The following is a 20,562-nucleotide window of genomic DNA, read 5'->3' on the forward strand; positions in this document are numbered from 1 at the left end:
GATGACGCAAGATGGATATCTAAGCTCCAAGAGGAGATGCGCAAGCAACCCAATCGCCCCGAGTGGACACTCCTGCTCGCGACCCTATACGATAGCTCGTGTCATGCAGATTGTGAGCAAGCTCTCTACTACTTCCAGAAAGCTCTAAAAGTGGTACCTCGAAGTGGTTACTTTTACTTATCAACTATTGAGCAGATGGCAAGATGCTATGTAGAGTTGGGAAGTCTAGACTCCGCTCTAATGTACACAGACATGGCGATCGAGACAGACCCTTCCTTCGCAGGCTATCACTACAACAAGGCGATGATACTCCACGCTTTTGGAGATACAAAAGCTGCCATCACAGAGCTCGATAACTACTTCGCACATCCCAATAGCGACAAAGACGACGCTCAGGCTTACTACAAGCGAGCTTACTACAAGACTGAGATCAAAGACCTCTCTGGCGCACTCGCTGATGTAGAGCAAGCAATGGCAAAAGACACCGCCCCCACCGCCTCAGCATACCTAATCCGTGGAGACATCTATGCTGCTCAAGGGAAGGGCAAGCAGGCCAAAGCCGACTACAAGACCGTACTAGAAGAAACCTTTGGCGATAAATCTCTCACACGCGTCTTTGCCCTCGTTGGTTGGGGGCATAAGAAGCAAGCAATGCAAATCCTAACCGATAACATCAAGAAGTGTAAAGAGCTAGGTATCTTAGACGATAGCAACTTCTATCTCCTGCTTCGTACGCTCATAGAGCATAGGTATGTAGAGCTGGCTCGCTACTTCTGGGAGATCTCTGCGGAGTGGGGTTATCCCTATCCTTGCATCGGTAAAAACACACGGGTCGTGCGAAACAATCCAAAGTATAAGGAACTACAAAAGAGGGGGGTCAACATCCTGTAATCCTCCGGCTGTTTATGAACGCGCCAGACGAATCTACAACGATTTGAAAATTATTTGCTACCTTTGGTTTCACAAGCAAGTATAACCAATCAAATATGAATACCCTTATGAACAGCTTACTCAGAAAAGTCTTCGCACTCTGCGCTCTCGTCCTCGCCATGGGATACTCTCTCTCAGCACAAGTAGTCGTCGTGCAGAGCGAGCCAGAGGCTCCACTACCACAGACGCTCAACGAGGTGCGCCTCAACCTCCTAGCACCCGTAGCCTTCAAGGCTGTCTCACTCGAGTACGAGCGCTCCACAACCAAGGTAAAAGACCTAGGCTTCGGAGCTACCATCAGCGCCAGCTTTGCCAAGACGGGAGACTATGAGACCACACTCTTCCCCACCTTTGGCGTGATGCCCTATGCTCGCTGGTACTTCGGTGGCAAGAAGCTCTCAATGACAAGACCTAACTCAGGCTTCTTTATTGAGGCAAACACGGCTATCAACTACCATCGCTTTACCAGAAAGAACTACGACGGGATGAATAACCAAACGACAAGCGAGACCAAGCAAGGCGCCTCTTGGGGTATCGGTCTCGGTGGCGGCTGGAAGTTCGTCTCTCGGAGCAACTGGAGTGGCGAGATCAGTCTACGTGCGGGACGCAATCTTGTAAAGGGCGAAGGCGCTGACGACTTCTACGTCTACCCCGCTATCTCCGTGGGCTACCGCTTCTAAGCGCACATACATCATCCTATTTTTATGGGGAGGATACCAAGCGACGGTGTCCTCCCCTTTTTCTTTGAAAGCGCTTCTGCTGAGTTCATCCTTGAGAAATCGAAGTTTTCTATGGAGGGAAAATCAAAAACAGCTCCCGAGCTATTTGGATTTCCTCGGAAGAAACTGAGACAAATTCATTTTTTATCATGTGTCAGCTCCGCTCTGCAAATCTAGGACAATCGATGGTTTGTGAAAAGTGAGTATCTTTGCATCTGGGTGCATGTACTAGATTTAAGTGAAGACCTCTTGCAACATATACTGGGCTCCACTCGTCTACATAATAGTGTATGTCTATAGCACTACACCCACGATTTTTGAACTGACAACTAGTAATACATCAATAACTTTTAGACAACTAGATATGAATCTAAAGCGAATGCTGTCTATGACTGTGGTCCTCCTGACGCTGCTGCTACCTCGTGTAGCCTTTGCTCAGGACATGAGTCAACCACTACCCATAGACCCACAAGTACGTACGGGCAAGCTCCCCAACGGGCTGACCTACTTCATCCGTCACAACGAGCAACCGAAGAATCGTGCTGAGTTTTACATCGCTCAGCGTGTCGGATCTATCCTCGAGGAGGAGAATCAGCGCGGTCTGGCTCACTTCCTAGAGCACATGTGCTTCAATGGCACGAAGAACTTCCCTGACAAGACACTCATCAGCTACCTTGAGTCAAACGGTATGCGCTTCGGCTACAACCTCAATGCCTATACGGGTATTGACGAGACGGTCTACACGCTTATGGAGGCACCTACAGAGCGCAACGGCTTCATCGATAGCTGCCTACTCATCCTACACGACTGGAGTGGCTTCGTAACCCTAGCCGACGAGGAGATAGATAAGGAGCGTGGTGTCATCACCGAGGAGTGGCGCTCACGCGACAATGCGCAGATGCGTATGCTCAATACGGCACTCCCCAAGCTCTACCCCAACAACCGCTACGGTCATCGCTTGCCTATCGGTCTGATGAGCGTAGTCAACGGCTTTAAGTACAACGAGCTACGCGACTACTACCACAAGTGGTATCGCCCCGATCTACAGGCTATCATCGTAGTAGGTGATGTCGATGTAGACTATGTGGAGAAGAAGATCAAAGAGATGTTTGCCGACATCCCCGCACCTGTCAACGCTGCTGAGCGTGTCTACTTCCCCGTAGAGGACAATGATGAGCCTCTCGTAGCTATCGAGAAGGACAAGGAGGCTACCAGCACCGACATTATGGTTATGTTCAAGACAGACGCTATGCCTGTCGAGATGACCCGCACCATCGCTGGCGTCATGAAGAACTACCTATATGGCGTCACAAACCGCATCATTGATGAGCGCTTTACAGACCTTATGCACAAGCCTAACCCCGCTTTCATCCGTGCTAGTGGCTATATAAGCAACTACTTCCTCGCTCAGACTAAGGACGCTCTAACCTTCAGCGCCACGGCACGTGAGGGCGAACTAGACGTAGCACTCAAGGCTCTTATGGCTGAGATAGAGCGCATACGCCAGTATGGCTTCACACAGGGTGAGTATGAGCGTGCACGCACCGGCCTCCTCAAGGCTTTTGAAAACAGCTACAACGAGCGTGAGACGCGCAAGAACAGCGCCTACGCTAACGAGTACAAGGACTACTTCACCACCGGTGGATACATCCCAGGTATCGAGATGGAGAAGGCCATCATGGAGCAAGTTGCTAAAAATATACCCCTAGATGTAGTCAACCAGATGGTACAGTCTCTCATCGGGGACAAGAACATGGTTCTTATGCTCACGGCTCCCGACAAGAAGGGTCTAGCGCTACCTACCGAGGCTGAGCTAATCACTAAGGTCAACGAGTACCGCAAGCTCCCCGTAGAGCCTATCAAGGACGCTGTATCTGATATGAAGCTGATGGAGAAGGCTCCAAAGGCTGGCAAGGTAACCAAGCGTGAGGACAACCTCAAGTTTGGTACGACGCGCCTCACACTGAGCAACGGTATGGTAGTCTACCTTAAGACGACTGACTACAAGAAGAATCAGATCTCACTCACAGCTGTCGCTCCTGGTGGTACCAACGCTTACCTCAAGAACGCTAAGGATCTACCCAACATCAAGAACCTCAGCAGCGTCGTCGCACTGGGTGGTGTAGGCAAGTTTGACAATCCTACCCTCACCAAGGCACTCACGGGTCGTAGCGTCTCTGCTTCGGGCTCTATGGGTGGCACGAGAACTTACTTCAGTGGTATCTCTACGCTTGAGGATATGGAGACCTTCTTCCAGCTCCTCTACCTTCGCATGACGCAGCCTAGACAGGATGCTGATGCCTTTACAAACTGGCGCACCAATACGATCGAGCAGATCAAGAACATGGAGTCCAATCCTATGGTTCCCTTCCAGGACTCGCTCATATATGCGCTCTACAACAACGATCCTCAGATGCGACGTGCTACCATTGCTGAGATAGAAGCTGTCGACTACGGCCGTGTGATGCAGATCTGGAAGGAGCGCATCGCTGATCTAGGAGACCTACAGCTCTACTTCATCGGCAATGTAACTCCAGAGCAGCTCATTCCTTACCTAGAGAAGTATGTAGCCTCTGTACCCACCAAGGGTCGTAAGCACGACATGTGCAAGGAGCTCGTACCCGCAGTACGTCAGGGCTCTATGCGCATTGACTTCAAGAAGGAGCTCGCTACTCCTATGGCTATGGTCATAGCAGCTTATACGGGCAAGCTACCCTACACGCTCCACAACGACCTAGCTATGGAGGTCCTCGGTGGTGTCATGGATCAGGTCTACACAGCAACCGTCCGTGAGGACGAGGGTGGCACCTATGGTGTTAGCTCGGGAGGATCTATCAGTGACAATCCTGAGGGCGAGACAGTCTTCCAGATCTTCTACCAGACAGATCCTGAGAAGGTAGACAGACTCAACAAGATTATCTACGCAGAGCTTGACAAGGTAGCCAAGAACGGTCCCAACAAGGAGATGTTTGACAAGACAATCCTCAATATGAAGAAGGACTACGCTGAGAATCTCAAGAAGAACGGCTACTGGCTCGACCATATGGTCGACTTCTTCTTCGATGGTCGTGACTTCCAGACTGACTACGAAAAGACGCTCAACGGCATCACGCCCGCAGACGTTCAGAAGATCGCTCAGGAGATCCTCAAGCAGGATAACCACATCGAGGTCATCATCCGCGATGCTAAGAAAGCTAAGTAAATGAAGTTAGCAATCCTACGGGACGTCTATCACACTCTGTGACAGAAGCCTCCGTAAGGAACTAGCAATACGAAATAGCAAGAGCGAGTAACTCTAGGGCTTCACCCTCCGAGTTGCTCGCTCTCACTATATCAGCGACCGCATCTAGTCGAGCTAATTCTAGGACTTGACGAGCTCTAAGTCAAAAAAATATTACGAAGATGTTGCGCTAGCGTGTTGCATATATGAAGAATAAGTCTTACCTTTGCACTGTGTTTTTCATGGTGTTAGATTTTAAGGTTAATGAGAAGGGGCTGTCTTAGGACAGCCCCTTTTTTATTTATCTAGTCCTAGAGCCATTTATCCTAAGAACTCGGATGGGATAGCTCTACTCTGAGATATTTTCATTACCTTTGCATCAGACTCTTAGGGGTGCCACAGTGCGACTGCGTGGTGGCTGAGATGAGACCCTCGACCTGATCCAGATAATACTGGCGTAGGCAAAGAGAACGACTACACGCTGACCGTGCAGACTCTCATACTGGGACACCCTACTTGTCAAGCCCTTGAGCTTGGCGGTACACACTAAGAGTTTTACATACCAGACTAACGAAGGTATGTAGGCTCTTTTTCTTTTTATATGGCTTATGCAAGTAACGATCAATAAGACTCCACATGACCTGCCGGCAGGTACCTCGCTACTAGAGGCGGTATCGCCTGTCGTCGCAACGCTCGACCACACGGCGCTAGCGGTCAATCATCGTGTCATACCACGTGATGCCTGGCCTACGCACCAGCTCTGTGAGGGTGATGCCGTCACGATCATTACCGCAGCTATGGGTGGCTAAGTCACACCTCTTCTTCCAAACACACTTAATCTCTTTACTCTATGAAGCAAAAAGATCAAACGGACAATCTAAACATCTCTCAGGGACCACTCCCTGGCTCTACTAAGATATATGTCACTGGCTCTCGCCCCGACATTTGCGTGCCGATGCGTCGCATCACACTCTCTGATACCATCGACGAGGAGGGCGTACGGCACAACAACGGCTCGGTAGTGGTCTACGACACTTCGGGACCCTACACCGATCCTGACTATCATGTCGATCCGCACCAAGGGCTACCTAAGATACGCCAGCAGTGGATCGAGGAGCGTGGCGACACGACAAGACTGAAAGAGCAGAGCTCGGAGTACGGTCGCAAGCGGAGACAAGATACTTCGCTGGATCATCTGCGCTTTGCCCATCTCAATGACCAGCCACTCGTAGGCACCGAGGAGCATCCTGTCACGCAGCTATACTACGCACGCCAGGGGATCATCACCCCCGAGATGGAGTATGTGGCTATTCGTGAGAATCAGCTCATGGACGAGATTCGAGAGCAGTACCCGCAGCATCTAGGCGAGAGCTTTGGAGCTAATATCCCTGAGCGCATCACCCCTGAGTTCGTTCGTGACGAGATCGCTGCTGGACGAGCTATCCTCCCCAACAATATCAACCACCCGGAGAGCGAGCCGATGATCATCGGGCGCAACTTTCTCGTCAAGATCAATGCCAACATTGGTAACTCGCCCATCACCTCCTCTATCCAGGAGGAAGTAGAGAAGGCGGTCTGGGCTATCCGCTGGGGTGCTGACACCATTATGGATCTCTCCACGGGACGCAACATTCACGAGACGAGAGAGTGGATCATTCGCAATTCGCCAGTACCCGTAGGCACCGTACCTCTATACCAAGCTTTGGAAAAAGTCAAGGGACAGGCCGACAAGCTTACGTGGGAGCTTTACCGTGACACCCTCATCGAGCAGGCTGAGCAGGGTGTCGACTACTTCACCATCCATGCAGGCTTGCGCTGGCAGTTCGTTCCGCTGACGATGAAGCGCCTTACCGGGATCGTCTCTCGTGGCGGTGCGATCATGGCGAACTGGTGTACGACGCACAAGCGTGAGAGCTTCCTCTACGAGCACTTTGACGAGATCTGTCAGATCTGCGCTCGCTACGACGTAGGTATCAGTATCGGGGACGGTTTGCGTCCTGGTTCTATCGCCGATGCCAACGATGAGGCGCAGTTTGCCGAGCTACGTACACTGGGCGAACTATCTCGCATTGCGGACAAGCATTGCGTTCAGGTCCTCATCGAGGGGCCTGGTCACGTGCCTATGCAGCGTATCAAGGAGAATATGGACTTGCAGCTAGACCTTTGCAACGAAGCTCCTTTCTACACGCTCGGCCCGCTGGTCACCGACATTGCTCCAGGCTATGACCACATCACCAGTGCCATAGGTGGTGCTATGATTGCGTGGCGTGGCACAGCGATGCTCTGCTACGTAACCCGCAAGGAGCACCTAGGTCTGCCCAACAAGGACGATGTCAAGGAGGGTGTCGTCACCTTCAAGCTCGCAGCCCACGCGGCCGACCTTGCCAAGGGACACCCAGGCGCTTACTACCGTGACTACGCTATGAGCAAGGCGCGCTATGAGTTCCGCTGGAAGGATCAGTTCCACCTAGCCCTCGACAGCGAGACAGCGCTCCAGTATCACGACGAGACGCTACCTGCTGAGGGTCACAAGGAGGCACACTTCTGCTCCATGTGTGGCGAGCACTTCTGCTCGATGCGTGCTAGTCGTCAGCTGCAGAAGCGCATCGAGGACGACAAGTAATCAGTTACCTCCCGACGCCCCATGATCATCATCACACCGCCCGAACGTCAGTGTATCGAAGATGTAGCTGGCGATATCATTGATGTCGTAAGAAGCTGCATCTGTAAGGTACACCTGCGTATGCCTGGAGCTTCTGAGGCTGACTTTAGAAAAGTCTTAGACAGTCTAGAGCCCGCCTATCACCAGTATGTCGTGCTGTGTGATCACTATGCGCTACTGGCGGAGTATGACGTGGCGGGCGTCTACCTACCCTATCGTCGTGTGTCGGAGTGGAGGGATATCCCTCTCGCTCCTCACCAGACGATAGCGGTCGGGGCCCATTCGATCCAAGAGCTGCAAGAGCTACCCTTCACACCACACTACGCCTTGCTCAGTCCACTCTTTGATAGCATTAGCAAGGAGGGCTATCAGGGCAATCCCGCGTTACTTTCGTGTCGGGAGGCATTGATCAAGCTTCCTTACCCCGTCTACGCTCTTGGGGGCATCACCCCCGAAAGGCAAGAGACCGTGGCAAAGGCAGGCTACGCTGGGGTCGCTGTACTGGGAGACATCTGGTCGCAACCGCAGGAACAACGACAAGAGCGTCTGGATCAGTACCAAACGCCCGCCATCCTGACCGTTGCGGGTCACGACCCTACATCAGGAGCTGGCATCGGCGTAGACACCCGCATTGCAAACGACTTATGCGTGCAGTGCTACAGCGTTATATCTACGCTCACGGCACAGAGTCTGCACCGCTTCGTCTCTGCTACCGCTACGCCGTCCGACCAACTACAGGCATCGCTGACGACGCTCCTCACCGACCACCCAGTCACCGTGGCTAAGCTCGGTATGGTGCAGGACTTACAGCAGGCGATACAGATCGTTGCGCAGATGAAGGCGCTAGGCGTCAAGCGAATCATTTGGGACCCTATTCTCCAGCCCACAGCAGCCGAGGAGACGCAGCCCCGCCTCTGGGCAGAGGAGCAGGACAAGCTCGCTACCCTACTGAATGAGGTGAGCCTCGTCACGCCCAATAAGCCTGAGGCTCAGGCGCTCTTCGGCACAGACGATCCCGCAGAGCTCCAGCGCATTGCTCAGAAGCACGACGTGGCTATCCTACTCAAGGGTGGACACGACACCACTTCGCCACATCTTGTCATCAACCATCTGATCACCAGCGACGGCATCTATCCCTGCTACACGCATCGCTACGACAAGTCGATCCACGGCACAGGCTGTATGCTCTCCGCAGCGATCGCCAGCTACTGGGCTATGGAGTACAGCCTCGTTAGCTCTGTGCAGCATGCTTGCCACTACCTCGCCACTATCTTTGCGGGGCAACCAAACCGTTCTGGGCGACAGCTACTTTACCCCAAGTTTCTTTCAGGAAATTGGAAGAAGAAACATCTATACGCACACTTTGCCCTGCAATATGTGACCAACGAGTCAGACCCCGACAGGCTATATAATAAGGTGTCCCAGTACCTCGAGGCGGGCGGGCGCTGGGTGCAGCTACGACTCAAGGAGGCGACCACCGAGGAGCGCATCGAGATGGGACTGCGCCTCCGCACACTGACCGATCGCTACCATGCCTGCTTACTCATCGACGACGACATCATCGCCACCATCGCTGTTGACGCTGACGGGGTTCACCTCGGCAAGCGAGACTGTCCTCCACAAGAGGCACGGCGCATCCTAGGCGAAGAGTACATCATCGGCTATACGGTCAATAGCCTTGACGACCTACCGCCTGCCTTGGCGGCCAACATTGACTACATCGGCGTGGGTCCCTATCGAGACACACAGACCAAGGCTCTCCTCGCTCCTATCCTGGGCTTAGAGGGGATCTCGCAGATCGCTCAGCAAGCTCTAGAGACTGATCGCTGCTACACCCTTCCTCTGATCGTGGCTATCGGAGGCATACAGCCGGAAGATGCTGAGACGCTCTTAGGCAACGAAAACATTGACGGCATCGCCGTGAGCGGTGCCATCGAGCACGCCACCGATATGGCCCATACCGTATCACAGTTACGGCGTGGCAGATCAAGCTTTCCTAAATATATCCTATAGACATACATTCTAATTTACTATATACATGCAGACTAAGTCATTGAAAATCGGAGATCACGACTTCACCTCGCGCCTCTTCATCGGAACTGGCAAATTTGCCAACAATCAACTAATGTCAGACGCCCTCGACGCTTCTGGCAGCGAGCTTATCACCGTCGCGCTTCGCCGAGTAGAGACCTCTGCAGGCCTCCACGATACACTCATTGAGAGCATCACACGCCCCAATGTCATCATCCTACCCAACACCTCTGGCGCACGCACTGCCGATGAGGCGATCTATGCGGCACAGCTAGCCCGTGAGGCGCTACATACCAACTGGATCAAACTAGAGGTACACCCCGATCCCAAGTACCTTCTCCCCGATGCTATGGAGACGCTCCGCGCCACCGAGCAACTCGTCAAGGAGGGCTTCATCGTCATGCCATACATACAGGCAGACCCTGTGCTCTGTAAGCGACTTGAGGAGGTCGGTGCACCTTGCGTCATGCCCCTCGGTGCTCCGATCGGGAGCAATATGGGACTCACCACGCGAGACATGCTACGCATCATCATCGCTGAGAGCACCGTCCCCGTAGTTGTAGACGCTGGTATCGGTCGCCCCTCGCACGCTGCCGAGGCTATGGAGCTAGGAGCCGATGCGGTACTCGTCAACACCGCTATCTCTACCGCTGCCGACCCTGTAGCTATGGCCATCGCCTTTAGAAAAGCTGTCGAAGCTGGTCGCTCAGCTTACGAGATGGGTCTGCACCAGCCCGCCACCGATATGACCGCCACCGCCACTTCACCACTCCAAGGATTCTTTGACTAATGACATTCTACGATTATAAGCAGCAGTACAATTGGGAGCAGGAGTGTGCTGAGTTTGACACCTTTACTGCTCAAGATGTAGAGCACGCCATCGCTACAGCTACGCCTACCCTACGCGACTTCAAGGCACTCATCTCCCCCGCTGGAGATGCTTACCTAGACGCTATGGCGACCAAAGCACAGCAGCTCAGCATCGAGCGTTTTGGCAAGACCATACGCATGTACGAGCCTCTCTACCTTTCTAACTATTGCCACAACCACTGCGTCTACTGTGGGTTCAATCAGGAGAACAAGATCGTCCGGAAGGTACTCACCATGGAGGAGGTACAGGCTGAGGCAAAAGCTATCGCCGACATGGGCTTCACCCATATCCTCCTCGTGGCTGGCGAGTCGCCCAAGCATGCTGGCGTCGACTACTACCGTCAGGTCATCGAGCTCATCCGCCCCATGTTTGCGCAAATATCGATCGAGGTACAGCCTATGTCTGTCGAGGATTACAAAGTTCTCGTCGAGGCGGGCGCACACTACGTCTGCGTCTATCAGGAGACCTACAACGAGGAGAGCTATCCACGCTTTCACCCCAAGGGGCTTAAGGCCAACTACCGCTTCCGCCTAGAGACGCCCGACAGAGCTGCCGAGGCGGGCTTTCGCAAAGTCGGTATCGGTGCCCTCCTAGGACTAGACAACTGGCGCACGGATGCTTTCTTTACAGCGCTACACCTAGACTATCTAGAGAGCCACCACTGGCAGACCAAGTACTCCATCTCACTACCCCGTCTGCGTCCGCACGTAGGTTCCTACATGCCTGCAGACCCGATCAACGACCGTCAGATGGTACAGCTCATCTGCGCCTACCGCATCTTCGATCCCGAGGTCGAGATCTCGCTATCCACACGTGAGAGCAGTGCCTTCAGAGATATGGCTGTACGCATCGGCGCCAACTCTATGAGTGCCGGCAGTAGCACACAGCCTGGCGGTTATGTCGATCCTAATCCTGAGCTCGAGCAATTCTCTATCAACGACTCACGCTCTCCCGAAGAGATGATCGCTGCTATCAAAGCACAGGGATACGAAGTCATCTGGAAAGACTGGGACCAGTGGATGTAACCCGCACGCCCCACGACAACACGGGCAACGCTGGCATCGCTGACAGCGCACGATACGAGCGTCAGCTACAGCTCCCCGAGATAGGTCCCGAGGGTCAGCGACTACTCGCTCAGACGAGCGTGGCAGTCGTTGGCGCTGGGGGCTTGGGGGCTCCTATACTTTACTACCTTACGGCTGCAGGCATCGGGCGCATCGCCATCATCGACTGTGATGTCGTCTCCCCGTCCAATCTCCAGCGTCAGATCCTCTACGGTGAGTCCGACCTCGCACACCCCAAAGCCATCCAGGCGCAAAAGCGTCTCACCGCGCTCAATAGTACCCTCCATATCGAGGCCATCACCGAGCGACTCAACGAAGCCAATGTGGCGACCCTACTAGCCGACTACCAGATCATCGTCGACGCTACGGACAACTACCCTACACGCTACCTCCTAGACGACTACACCCATAGCACCGCCAAGCCGCTTGTGCATGGAGCCATCGAGGGGTGGCGAGGACAATGTACTATCTTTGCGCCCTCTAGTAGTCTACGTTATCGCGACCTGTACAGCGAACCGCACAGCGCAGAGAAGACCGTACCGCCCGGCGTCATCGGCGCCACCGCTGGTGTCATCGGTAGCATCCAAGCGAGTCAAACGCTCCAGCTAGCCTTAGGGCAGACGCCCGCCCTCCTCGGCAAGCTCCTCACCGTCGACCTGTGGCACGGCTCGTGGCACACCTTCGACCTCGCCTGATACAAACCAAGCACAAGTAACCCATCCATACGTCCATAACTAAGAGACTGTCGCCCCCGAGGTGGCAGTCTTTTCTTTTGGGTAGCTCGACGATTGTTCGCCAAATCGCTCAAAGCGTCAGTTTCCTACCCATGAAACTAGAGTTTCCTACCCATGAAACTGGAGTTTCCTACCTATGAAACTGTAGTTTCACCCGTATGAAACTACAATTGGCTCGCAGGATCAGAGCGTTAAGAGCAAATTCCGTATCTTTGTGAGCGAATGAGGGGTGAGCGAGCTCATCTGTGGCTTCGCAGCACCCTCCTATGACACCTTATTAGTTATGGATCTACATTACGAAGACATACGACGTGACTACGGGCGCAGGAGCCTCAGCCGTAAGGATCTGACGGACGATCCCTTTGACCTGGTCAGACTATGGCTACAAGAGGCTGTGGACGATCCTAAGGTCCTAGAGCCTACGGCTGTGCTGGTCTGCACCAGTACACCCGATGGACACCCTAGTTCGCGGACCGTATTGCTCAAGGAGCTACTCGGCGAGGAGTTTATCTTCTACAGCAACTACGAGAGTCGCAAGGGTCAGCAGATGGCTGCCAATCCACACGTCAGCCTCACCTTCCTCTGGCACGAGCTGGAGCGACAGATACATGTCGAGGGGACGGTGCGACACCTAGAGCCTGAGATCAGTGATCAGTACTTCGCCACGCGACCCTACAAGAGCCGTATCGGAGCACGCATATCGCCTCAGAGCCACCCGATACCTGACCGCAACTACATTTACACGCACTTTGTCACGGAGGCCGCTAAGTTTGCCCTGCAGACTGTACCCCGCCCCGACAACTGGGGAGGCTTTGCGGTGCTGCCTAGTCGTATAGAGTTTTGGCAGGGTCGTCCTAGTCGTCTGCACGACCGCTTCCTCTATGAGCGTCAGGAGGACAATTCGTGGACTATCAACCGTCTGGCACCCTAGTGCTTATGAACGCAATGAAACCTGTACTCCTAGCTATCGACACCGCCCTGCAGGGGTGTAGCGTCGCTGTGACCGACAGCGAGCAGGTCCTATACGCTAAGGTGTACCAAGAGACAGAAATATCTAATGCGGTGCTCATCGGACGCTACACAGAGGAGGCTATCAGCTGGTGTCAAGAGCAGGGCTACCAGATAGCAGCCATAGCGACGACCGATGGTCCGGGCTCCTACACGGGGCTGCGCATAGGGGCTGCACTGGCCAAGGGACTAGCCTTCGGGCGGAGCATCCCGCTCATTGCCGTCTCCACTTTGCAGCTCCTATTGGCGGGCTTGCCGAGCTTCGCTGGTGAGACCGTTGCGCTGCTCGATGCGGGGCATGGAAACGCTTATCAGCAGACTTTCGACGCCGAGGGGGCACCTCGTGACAAAGCAACTTTTGTCACCATCTCATCAGATTGGCACGCACCCGCTGAGAGCCGTATCGTCTATGTCGGCTCGCTACCCGTAGAGGGTACCGCTGTCGCTCCGCCAACGGCCGAAACGCTCGCCACCGTGGCGCGCAGATACTGGCTGGAGGAGCGATACGTCGACACCGCCTACTGGGAGCCAAACTATGTCAAGCCCTACAAGGCAGTCGTGGGACAAAACAAAGTCCTCGAGCGACTCAAACTATCTAAACAAGCATAAACCACAACTACGACCTAAATATGATCAAAGATATCATCGTACTTGCCAAGCAAGTCCCCGACACACGTAATGTCGGCAAAGATGCTATGAAGGCTGACGGCACTGTGAACCGTGCCGCCCTCGACGCTATCTTTAACCCCGAGGATCTAAACGCGCTCGAGCAGGCGCTCCGTATCAAGGAGCAGAACCCCGACTGCCGTGTCTCCGTACTCACCATGGGGCCTCCCCGTGCTGCTGAGATCATTCGTGAGGCGCTCTACCGTGGCGCTGACCACGGTTACCTGCTGACCGATAGAGCTTTCGCTGGGGCTGATACGCTTGCCACAAGCTACGCTTTGGCCTGCGCTATACGTCATATCTACAAGGGCGGACTACCCGACCTCATCCTCGGTGGCCGTCAGGCTATCGATGGCGACACCGCTCAGGTGGGGCCGCAGGTGGGTGAGAAGCTCGGCATCAACGTAGTCACCTACTGCGAGCAGATCGATCAGATAGAGGGCGACCAGCTCACCATCACCCGCCGTCTGGAGCATGGCGTGGAGACGGTACGTGCTCACAAGCCACTCCTGCTGACGGTCACGGGCAGCGCAGCACCCTGTCGCCTGCGCAATGCTAAGCGTGTACAGAAGTACAAGTATGCAGCCTCGGCTCTAGAGCTAGACGCACTGCCCGAGACATGGCGCAAGCGTATAGAGCGCAATCCGGAGGAGCTGACGATCGACATCTTGACGGCTGAGAGCACGGGCGCAGACATCGTTCAGTGCGGTCTCTCGGGCTCTCCGACGAAGGTCAAGAGTATCGAGAGCGTCGTCTTTAAGGCTAAGGAGGTGATGCACCTCTCCAGCAGCGATGCCGACCTAGAGACTTTGATACAAACCCTATTAGCAAACCACACCATCGGCTGAAAGAGTGCCGCTTTTGCACACCCATATAATAAGACAGACTATGAACAATCTATTCGTATACCTAGAGATCGAAGATGGGAGCGTACACGACGTCAGCCTAGAGCTACTCACCAAGGGGCGCTCACTGGCCAACCAGCTGGGCGTGGCACTAGAGGCGATAGCTATCACCGACCGCGCTGAGGGGATCGCCGACACGGTCATGCCCTATGGCGTAGACAAGCTACACCTCTTCGTAGACCCTCGTCTAGAGCATTACCAAACGCTACCACACGCGAGCATCGTCATCAAGCTATTCCAGCAGGAGAAGCCGCAGATCTGCCTCCTCGGTGCGACAACCATAGGACGTGACCTAGGACCTCGTGTCTCCTCGTCACTCGGCAGCGGACTAACTGCTGACTGTACCTCTCTGGAGATCGGCGACTATACAGACAAGGACAAGGAGTTCAAGAACCTCCTTTACCAGATCCGCCCAGCTTTCGGTGGCAACATCGTGGCAACCATTGTCAACCCTGAGCATCGTCCACAGATGGCGACAGTACGCCCTGGTGTGATGAAGAAGGAGATTTACAAAGCTGACCACAAGGGCGAGGTGATCAACCATTCGGTGGCTGACTTCGTTCATGATGAGGACTTTGTCATTGAGATCATCGACCGCCACGTTGCCAAGAGCAAGATTAACCTTGGCGGAGCCCCCATCATCGTATCGGGAGGCTACGGTGTCGGTAGTGCTGAGAGCTTTGAGCTGCTTCACGAGCTGGCCGATCTCCTAGGCGGAGAGGTAGGTGCTACGCGTGCAGCCGTCGATGCGGGCTTTACCGAGCATGAGCGACAGATAGGACAGACTGGTGTGACCGTACGACCTAAGCTATACATCGCCTGCGGTATTAGTGGACAGATACAGCATGTGGCTGGTATGCAGGAGAGCTCCATGATCATCTCTATCAATACGGACCCCGACGCTCCGATCAACACGATCGCTGACTACGTCATCACGGGACGTATCGAGGAGGTTATCCCCAAGCTCATCAAGTACTACAAGCAAAACTCTAAGTAATTCCCTCTAGACGACAGAATCATGGCAAACTTCTATACAGACAATCCACATATACAGTACCACCTCCAGCATCCGCTCATGGAGCGCATTGCACGGCTTAAGGAGCGTGACTACGCCGATGCTGACCAGTATGACTATGCCCCCTCAGACTATGCCGATGCGCTGGATAGTTACCAGCGTGTACTAGAGATAGTCGGTGAGGTGTGTGGCGAGGTGATCGCGCCCAATGCAGCCGAGGTGGACCTGACGGGTCCAACGCTCCACGAGGGACGTGTCTCTTACGATCCGCTCACGGCGCAAAACCTAGACACCGTACGACAGACTGGACTCATGGGTATGGCACTTCCCCGTCGCTACGGAGGACTCAACATGCCGATCACTCCTTATATTATGGCTGCCGACATGGTCTCACGTGCTGACGCTGGCTTTGAGAATCTCTGGGGACTACAGGACTGCGCCGAGACGCTTTACGAGTTTGGCTCTGAGGATCAGCGTGAGCGCTTCCTCCCCCGTGTTTGCGCCGGTGAGACGATGTCTATGGACTTGACCGAGCCTGATGCAGGTAGTGACCTGCAGGCCGTTATGCTCAAGGCTACCTACAATGAGGCTGACCAGCAGTGGTACCTCAACGGTGTCAAGCGCTTTATCACCAATGGCGATTCCGATATCCACCTCGTACTGGCACGTAGTGAGGAGGGAACCAAGGATGCGCGTGGTCTCTCCATGTTTATCTATGATGCTAAGAAGGGGGGCGTGACCGTCCGCCGCATAGAGAACAAGATGGGTATCAAGGGTGTCCCCACCTGCGAGCTTGTCTTCAAGGATGCTCCAGCCGAGCTATGTGGTGATCGACGTCTAGGACTCATTCGCTACGTCATGTCTCTGATGAATGGTGCTCGTCTAGGCATCATGGCGCAAGCTGTCGGTATCTCCGAGGCTGCCTATCGTGAGGCTAAGGCTTACGCTGCTGACCGTCATCAGTATGGGCACGCCATCGACAAGTTCCCCGCTGTCTATGAGATGCTAGCCCTCATACGTGCTAAGGCTGACGCAACCCGTGCGCATCTCTACGAGACGAGCCGCTTCGTGGATATGTACAAGGCTTACGACGACATAGCTCGTGAGCGCAAGCTTACCCCCGAGGAGCGCAAGGAGCAGAAGTACTACAGCCGTCTGGCTGACGCTTATACGCCTATTGGCAAAGGCATGAGCACCGAGCTAGCCAACCAAAACGTCTACGACTGCATCCAGATATACGGTGGCTCAGGCTATATGAAGGACTACACCTGCGAGCGTCTCTATCGTGACGTGCGTATCACCAACATCTACGAGGGTACCACGCAGCTACAGGTCGTAGCGGCTATCCGCCACGTCACCACGGGCACATACTTCGCACGCCTAGAGGAGTACCAGCAGGTAGCTGTCTCGCCCGAGTGGCAGGAGACGAAGGAGCTACTAGCCACTTGGATAGAGCGTGCCAAGGCTTGCACCGAGCTCGTCACCGAGGCAAAGGATCAGACCCTCCTCGACTACCACGCTCGTCGTCTCGTCGAGATGTGTGGGCACTGCATCTTCGCACACCTGCTACTCATCGCAGCGCAGGAGCGTCCCGACCTCTACGAGCACTCCACACACGTATATATACAGTACGCCAGTGGAGAGATGGACAAGTGCGAGGGGCAGATACGTCGCTTCGATCCCAAGCAGCTCCAGCACTACGCTGTGCAGACCTCTACGCCCGCTGAGGCGTAGAGGGCTGTAGACACGGACGGACGCACAATACGAGTAACCCTTTGTAGGGACGCTCGATCTGAGCGTCCGTCCCCGTCAAAACAAATACGACCGTGCGTCCCTACAAGGACTATCTGTATCAGATTCACTCCGATAGCTCTGATAGTTCCGATAGCTCAGATAGCTCAGACACCTCCTATTCTCCCCACTCCACTATGCAGCAATACCTTGACCTGATAGAGCGTGTCCTCACCGAGGGCAACGAACGTACTGACCGCACGGGCACTGGCACCGTCGGTGTCTTCGGACATCAGATGACCTTTGACCTGGCCGACGGCTTCCCCTTGCTCACCACCAAGAAGCTACACCTGCGCAGCATCATTCACGAGCTACTATGGTTCCTCAAGGGCGATACTAACCTTCAGTACCTGCACGACAACAAGGTCTCTATCTGGGACGAGTGGGCCGACGAAGCGGGCGACCTAGGGCCCATCTACGGGGCGCAGTGGAGACATTGGTTCGACCCACACACGGGGCAGACCATTGACCAGATGCAGCAAGCGCTCGACCTGATACGTCATCAGCCCGACAGCCGCCGCATAGTCGTCTCAGCGTGGAACGTTGCCGACCTACCCCTCATGCACCTCTCCCCCTGTCACTGTCTCATGCAGTACTACGTCGTGGGGGACAAACTAGACCTGCAGCTCTATCAGCGCAGTGCCGACATCTTCCTCGGGGTCCCCTTCAACATCGCCTCCTACGCCCTCCTCCTCATGATGACAGCGCAAGTCACAGGGCTACGCCCCGGACGCTTCATCCACACCCTTGGCGATGCACATTTATATAAGAACCATCTCGAGCAGGCGCGACTGCAGCTCACCCGCACGCCACGCCCACTCCCTACGATGACCCTCCGAGACCGAGGGCAGTCGCTCTTCGACTTCGTCTACGACGACTTCACCCTCACCGATTACAACCCCTATCCGCACATCCCTGCGCCCGTCTCCGTCTAGTTTCCGCAAGATAGCTCTCTCCTCACACTTTCTTCACCGCTTGTTAATTCAAAAGATATTGTTATCTTTGCATCAGGAGGGTAGACGACAGAGCCTATCATCTTACAAATAGACATTCACCAATAACCAACACAATAACTATGACAAAAAAAATCTTACTAGCGCTCGCAGCGCTCACAGCACTCACACTGTGCTTCTCGTCCTGTAAGAAGGACAACAAAGGCAATAACCCCACACCCACAGATGTCAAGCTTGCTGTTAGTCCAGACAATCTAACTGTAATGATTGGCAAGACCGCAGCTCTAGAGATCAAGACCAAGCCAGCTAACGCTGAGTACACTTGCATCTCTAAGGATCCCGCTATCGCAACTGTCGACAAGAAGGGCGTCATCACAGGTGTCGCTGAGGGCAAGACCACAGTGACCGTAACCGCAGGTACTGCTACTAAGGATGTAACTGTTAAGGTTATTCCTCTCGCTGACCTCAAGGACGATATGTACATCGGTCTTTACGACAATGGACTGGAGAAGAAAATCCCTGCGATCTACATGCCTTACAAAGCAGCTGACCTAACAAAGGCTAAGCAGCAAGAGATTATCTACGCTATGACCTCTAAGGGTTGGGAGTTCACGCATTACAAAAATGATCCAAATAGCGATATGGCTTTCCTATTCCAAGCTCCAGAGGAAAAGGCTCAGGATTGGCAGATGAAAGGCTTCGCATACTATCACAACCCTAAAAAGGGCAATAAATTCTGTGTAGGCACTCAGAGTGCGTGGAAGGGAATTGATCCTCTCGCACCAGAAGATAAGCTTGATGCAAATGGCAAGGAGATAAACAAGTTGATCAGAACCGTTGCTAAGGCTTACGGCTTTACAGAGGACTATTCTTCAGGCACACTAAAAGATGGATCAAATGCGTTTAGTGCTTACAACCTATCAAGAGGAAAAGATCAGCCTCTAGAGCTTTTGGCTTATTCTGATAAGGTTGATGATCCAAAAGATGGAATTGTCTACATTGTTAGCTTCCAGATCACTTGCAGAGGTCCTAAGGCACCGTCATCTCTAGCTACTCGTACGGCTATTCGCCCAGTACTTGATGAGAACGTTGATCTAAGCATGCTACTTCGCAAGAATAAGTAATCACCCGTGAGACTATGCTGTAGCACAAATACGACTACACCATAGTACTCCTAGCGTATGCCATCCGCTCCTCTTTGCCTAGCAAGGAAGAGCGGATGGTTCTTTTTATAAGCCACCATACCACAGCTGTCAGCCCCCGTTACTCACATGCCTAGACAAAAGGTCAGACGCAAACCGTCGGGACGCACGATAGCGTGCCTAGCGGGAGAGGGACCGTTGTGTCAAAGCGATAGGTGTAATCATTCGTGGGGGCGGACCTGCGTGTCCGCCCGATAAATAAATGTGGGCATATTAGTCGCTTGTCAATAACGGACGGACACTCAGGTCCGTCCCTACCCTATACTCCGCAAATCGTTACTCGTCAAGTGTGACCCTACAAAGGGTTGTTCGTAAGTTTTTTGCGAAGTAGAGGCGACGGGTAAATATATTTTTTGTACCTTTGCCAACCGAAGCCTTTACTCATAGCGAGTGAGTCCTTCACCATAGTAATCATAAGCATCAGAGACATACCGATATGAAGCGTACATTCCAACCATCGAACCGTAAGAGAAAGAACAAGCACGGATTTAGAGCTCGTATGGCGACTGCATCAGGTCGCAAGGTACTAGCTATGCGTCGCGCCAAGGGTCGCGCTAAGCTATCCGTATCTGACGAGTACTAGTATCCCGTCGCACCTCTTTCCTAACCCATAAGGTTACATGCTCTAGATAGCTCCCTATCTAGCGCATGTGCAGGCTCACACCTAGAGCATACGTCACTCTGGGTGTGAGCCTGTTTTTGTCAAGAGAGCGAGAGAGAATCCTCTTAACATGTAACCCTTTGTAGGGACGCACGGTCGTGCGTCCGTTGTAGTACAGCAAGACGTGTAA

The 20,562-nt window shown here is 53.7% G+C and carries 17 protein-coding genes and 1 riboswitch; all 17 genes read left to right on the forward strand.

Annotation, left to right across the window (positions count from 1 at the left end):
• The first annotated feature begins 36 nt into the window (after nucleotides 1-36).
• The 17 genes from L215_RS0108710 to rpmH all read left to right on the forward strand — a co-directional run bounded on the left by L215_RS0108710 (nucleotide 37) and on the right by rpmH (nucleotide 20,354).
• Complete coding sequence (locus L215_RS0108710) at nucleotides 37-891, forward strand: tetratricopeptide repeat protein (RefSeq protein WP_154657872.1); 855 nt, start codon at nucleotides 37-39, stop codon at nucleotides 889-891.
• Nucleotides 892-986: 95 nt separating this feature from the next.
• A complete protein-coding gene (locus L215_RS0108715) occupies nucleotides 987-1,610 on the forward strand; it encodes a hypothetical protein (RefSeq protein WP_238296414.1) in 624 nt (207 codons plus the stop codon).
• 403 nt (nucleotides 1,611-2,013) lie between these two features.
• Nucleotides 2,014-4,851, forward strand: coding sequence for a M16 family metallopeptidase (locus tag L215_RS0108725; protein ID WP_027451659.1), 2,838 nt, complete (start codon nucleotides 2,014-2,016; stop codon nucleotides 4,849-4,851).
• Between the two features lie 397 nt (nucleotides 4,852-5,248).
• A riboswitch (TPP riboswitch) is annotated at nucleotides 5,249-5,350 on the forward strand.
• 127 nt (nucleotides 5,351-5,477) lie between these two features.
• Complete coding sequence (thiS, locus tag L215_RS0108730) at nucleotides 5,478-5,678, forward strand: sulfur carrier protein ThiS (RefSeq protein ID WP_025883295.1); 201 nt, start codon at nucleotides 5,478-5,480, stop codon at nucleotides 5,676-5,678.
• Nucleotides 5,679-5,719: 41 nt separating this feature from the next.
• Nucleotides 5,720-7,492: a phosphomethylpyrimidine synthase ThiC gene (gene thiC / locus L215_RS0108735; protein ID WP_025883294.1), complete on the forward strand. Its 1,773-nt coding sequence runs from the start codon at nucleotides 5,720-5,722 to the stop codon at nucleotides 7,490-7,492.
• A 21-nt stretch (nucleotides 7,493-7,513) separates the two neighbouring features.
• Nucleotides 7,514-9,544, forward strand: coding sequence for a thiamine phosphate synthase (thiE, locus tag L215_RS0108740; protein WP_027451660.1), 2,031 nt, complete (start codon nucleotides 7,514-7,516; stop codon nucleotides 9,542-9,544).
• Between the two features lie 25 nt (nucleotides 9,545-9,569).
• A complete protein-coding gene (locus L215_RS0108745; RefSeq protein ID WP_027451661.1) occupies nucleotides 9,570-10,352 on the forward strand; it encodes a thiazole synthase in 783 nt (260 codons plus the stop codon).
• Entirely contained in the window at nucleotides 10,352-11,458 is a 1,107-nt protein-coding gene (thiH, locus tag L215_RS0108750) for a 2-iminoacetate synthase ThiH (RefSeq protein WP_007365462.1), read from the forward strand. The genes L215_RS0108745 and thiH overlap by 1 nt, the downstream gene beginning before the upstream one ends.
• Complete coding sequence (locus L215_RS0108755; protein WP_025883293.1) at nucleotides 11,449-12,192, forward strand: HesA/MoeB/ThiF family protein; 744 nt, start codon at nucleotides 11,449-11,451, stop codon at nucleotides 12,190-12,192. Before thiH ends, L215_RS0108755 begins: the two co-directional genes overlap by 10 nt.
• Before the next feature lie 322 nt (nucleotides 12,193-12,514).
• The gene (gene pdxH / locus L215_RS0108760; RefSeq protein WP_025883292.1) at nucleotides 12,515-13,162 is read left to right on the forward strand and encodes a pyridoxamine 5'-phosphate oxidase; all 648 of its coding nucleotides are present in this window, start codon (nucleotides 12,515-12,517) and stop codon (nucleotides 13,160-13,162) included.
• Between the two features lie 5 nt (nucleotides 13,163-13,167).
• On the forward strand, nucleotides 13,168-13,848 hold the full coding sequence (gene tsaB / locus L215_RS0108765; RefSeq protein WP_025883291.1) for a tRNA (adenosine(37)-N6)-threonylcarbamoyltransferase complex dimerization subunit type 1 TsaB: 681 nt from the start codon (nucleotides 13,168-13,170) through the stop codon (nucleotides 13,846-13,848).
• 20 nt (nucleotides 13,849-13,868) lie between these two features.
• Complete coding sequence (locus L215_RS0108770; RefSeq protein ID WP_025883290.1) at nucleotides 13,869-14,753, forward strand: electron transfer flavoprotein subunit beta/FixA family protein; 885 nt, start codon at nucleotides 13,869-13,871, stop codon at nucleotides 14,751-14,753.
• Nucleotides 14,754-14,793: 40 nt separating this feature from the next.
• On the forward strand, nucleotides 14,794-15,807 hold the full coding sequence (locus tag L215_RS0108775) for an electron transfer flavoprotein subunit alpha/FixB family protein (RefSeq protein ID WP_027451662.1): 1,014 nt from the start codon (nucleotides 14,794-14,796) through the stop codon (nucleotides 15,805-15,807).
• A 21-nt stretch (nucleotides 15,808-15,828) separates the two neighbouring features.
• Nucleotides 15,829-17,559 carry an acyl-CoA dehydrogenase family protein gene (locus L215_RS0108780; RefSeq protein WP_027451663.1) on the forward strand — a complete coding sequence of 577 codons (1,731 nt, stop codon included), beginning with the start codon at nucleotides 15,829-15,831 and terminating at the stop codon, nucleotides 17,557-17,559.
• Between the two features lie 194 nt (nucleotides 17,560-17,753).
• Entirely contained in the window at nucleotides 17,754-18,551 is a 798-nt protein-coding gene (locus tag L215_RS0108785) for a thymidylate synthase (RefSeq protein WP_007364401.1), read from the forward strand.
• Nucleotides 18,552-18,691: 140 nt separating this feature from the next.
• Nucleotides 18,692-19,693 (forward strand): Ig-like domain-containing protein, encoded by a 1,002-nt coding sequence (locus tag L215_RS09540; RefSeq protein ID WP_025883289.1) that lies wholly within the window; start codon nucleotides 18,692-18,694, stop codon nucleotides 19,691-19,693.
• Between the two features lie 514 nt (nucleotides 19,694-20,207).
• A complete protein-coding gene (rpmH, locus tag L215_RS0108795; RefSeq protein ID WP_007364380.1) occupies nucleotides 20,208-20,354 on the forward strand; it encodes a 50S ribosomal protein L34 in 147 nt (48 codons plus the stop codon).
• The last annotated feature ends 208 nt before the right edge of the window (nucleotides 20,355-20,562 follow it).

Source organism: Porphyromonas uenonis DSM 23387 = JCM 13868, from assembly GCF_000482365.1.
GTDB classification, from domain to species: Bacteria; Bacteroidota; Bacteroidia; order Bacteroidales; family Porphyromonadaceae; genus Porphyromonas; species Porphyromonas uenonis.

Bases quoted from the DNA above. Each gene is read 5' to 3' on its own strand.
- pdxH (WP_025883292.1), top strand. From the start codon at position 12,515: ATGGATCTACATTACGAAGACATACGACGTGACTACGGGCGCAGGAGC.
- L215_RS0108775 (WP_027451662.1), top strand. From the start codon at position 14,794: ATGAACAATCTATTCGTATACCTAGAGATCGAAGATGGGAGCGTACAC.
- thiH (WP_007365462.1), top strand. From the start codon at position 10,352: ATGACATTCTACGATTATAAGCAGCAGTACAATTGGGAGCAGGAGTGT.
- L215_RS0108715 (WP_238296414.1), top strand. From the start codon at position 987: ATGAATACCCTTATGAACAGCTTACTCAGAAAAGTCTTCGCACTCTGC.
- thiE (WP_027451660.1), top strand. From the start codon at position 7,514: ATGATCATCATCACACCGCCCGAACGTCAGTGTATCGAAGATGTAGCT.
- L215_RS0108725 (WP_027451659.1), top strand. From the start codon at position 2,014: ATGAATCTAAAGCGAATGCTGTCTATGACTGTGGTCCTCCTGACGCTG.
- L215_RS0108780 (WP_027451663.1), top strand. From the start codon at position 15,829: ATGGCAAACTTCTATACAGACAATCCACATATACAGTACCACCTCCAG.
- rpmH (WP_007364380.1), top strand. From the start codon at position 20,208: ATGAAGCGTACATTCCAACCATCGAACCGTAAGAGAAAGAACAAGCAC.
- L215_RS09540 (WP_025883289.1), top strand. From the start codon at position 18,692: ATGACAAAAAAAATCTTACTAGCGCTCGCAGCGCTCACAGCACTCACA.
- L215_RS0108770 (WP_025883290.1), top strand. From the start codon at position 13,869: ATGATCAAAGATATCATCGTACTTGCCAAGCAAGTCCCCGACACACGT.
- L215_RS0108710 (WP_154657872.1), top strand. From the start codon at position 37: ATGCGCAAGCAACCCAATCGCCCCGAGTGGACACTCCTGCTCGCGACC.
- tsaB (WP_025883291.1), top strand. From the start codon at position 13,168: ATGAACGCAATGAAACCTGTACTCCTAGCTATCGACACCGCCCTGCAG.
- L215_RS0108785 (WP_007364401.1), top strand. From the start codon at position 17,754: ATGCAGCAATACCTTGACCTGATAGAGCGTGTCCTCACCGAGGGCAAC.
- thiC (WP_025883294.1), top strand. From the start codon at position 5,720: ATGAAGCAAAAAGATCAAACGGACAATCTAAACATCTCTCAGGGACCA.
- thiS (WP_025883295.1), top strand. From the start codon at position 5,478: ATGCAAGTAACGATCAATAAGACTCCACATGACCTGCCGGCAGGTACC.
- L215_RS0108745 (WP_027451661.1), top strand. From the start codon at position 9,570: ATGCAGACTAAGTCATTGAAAATCGGAGATCACGACTTCACCTCGCGC.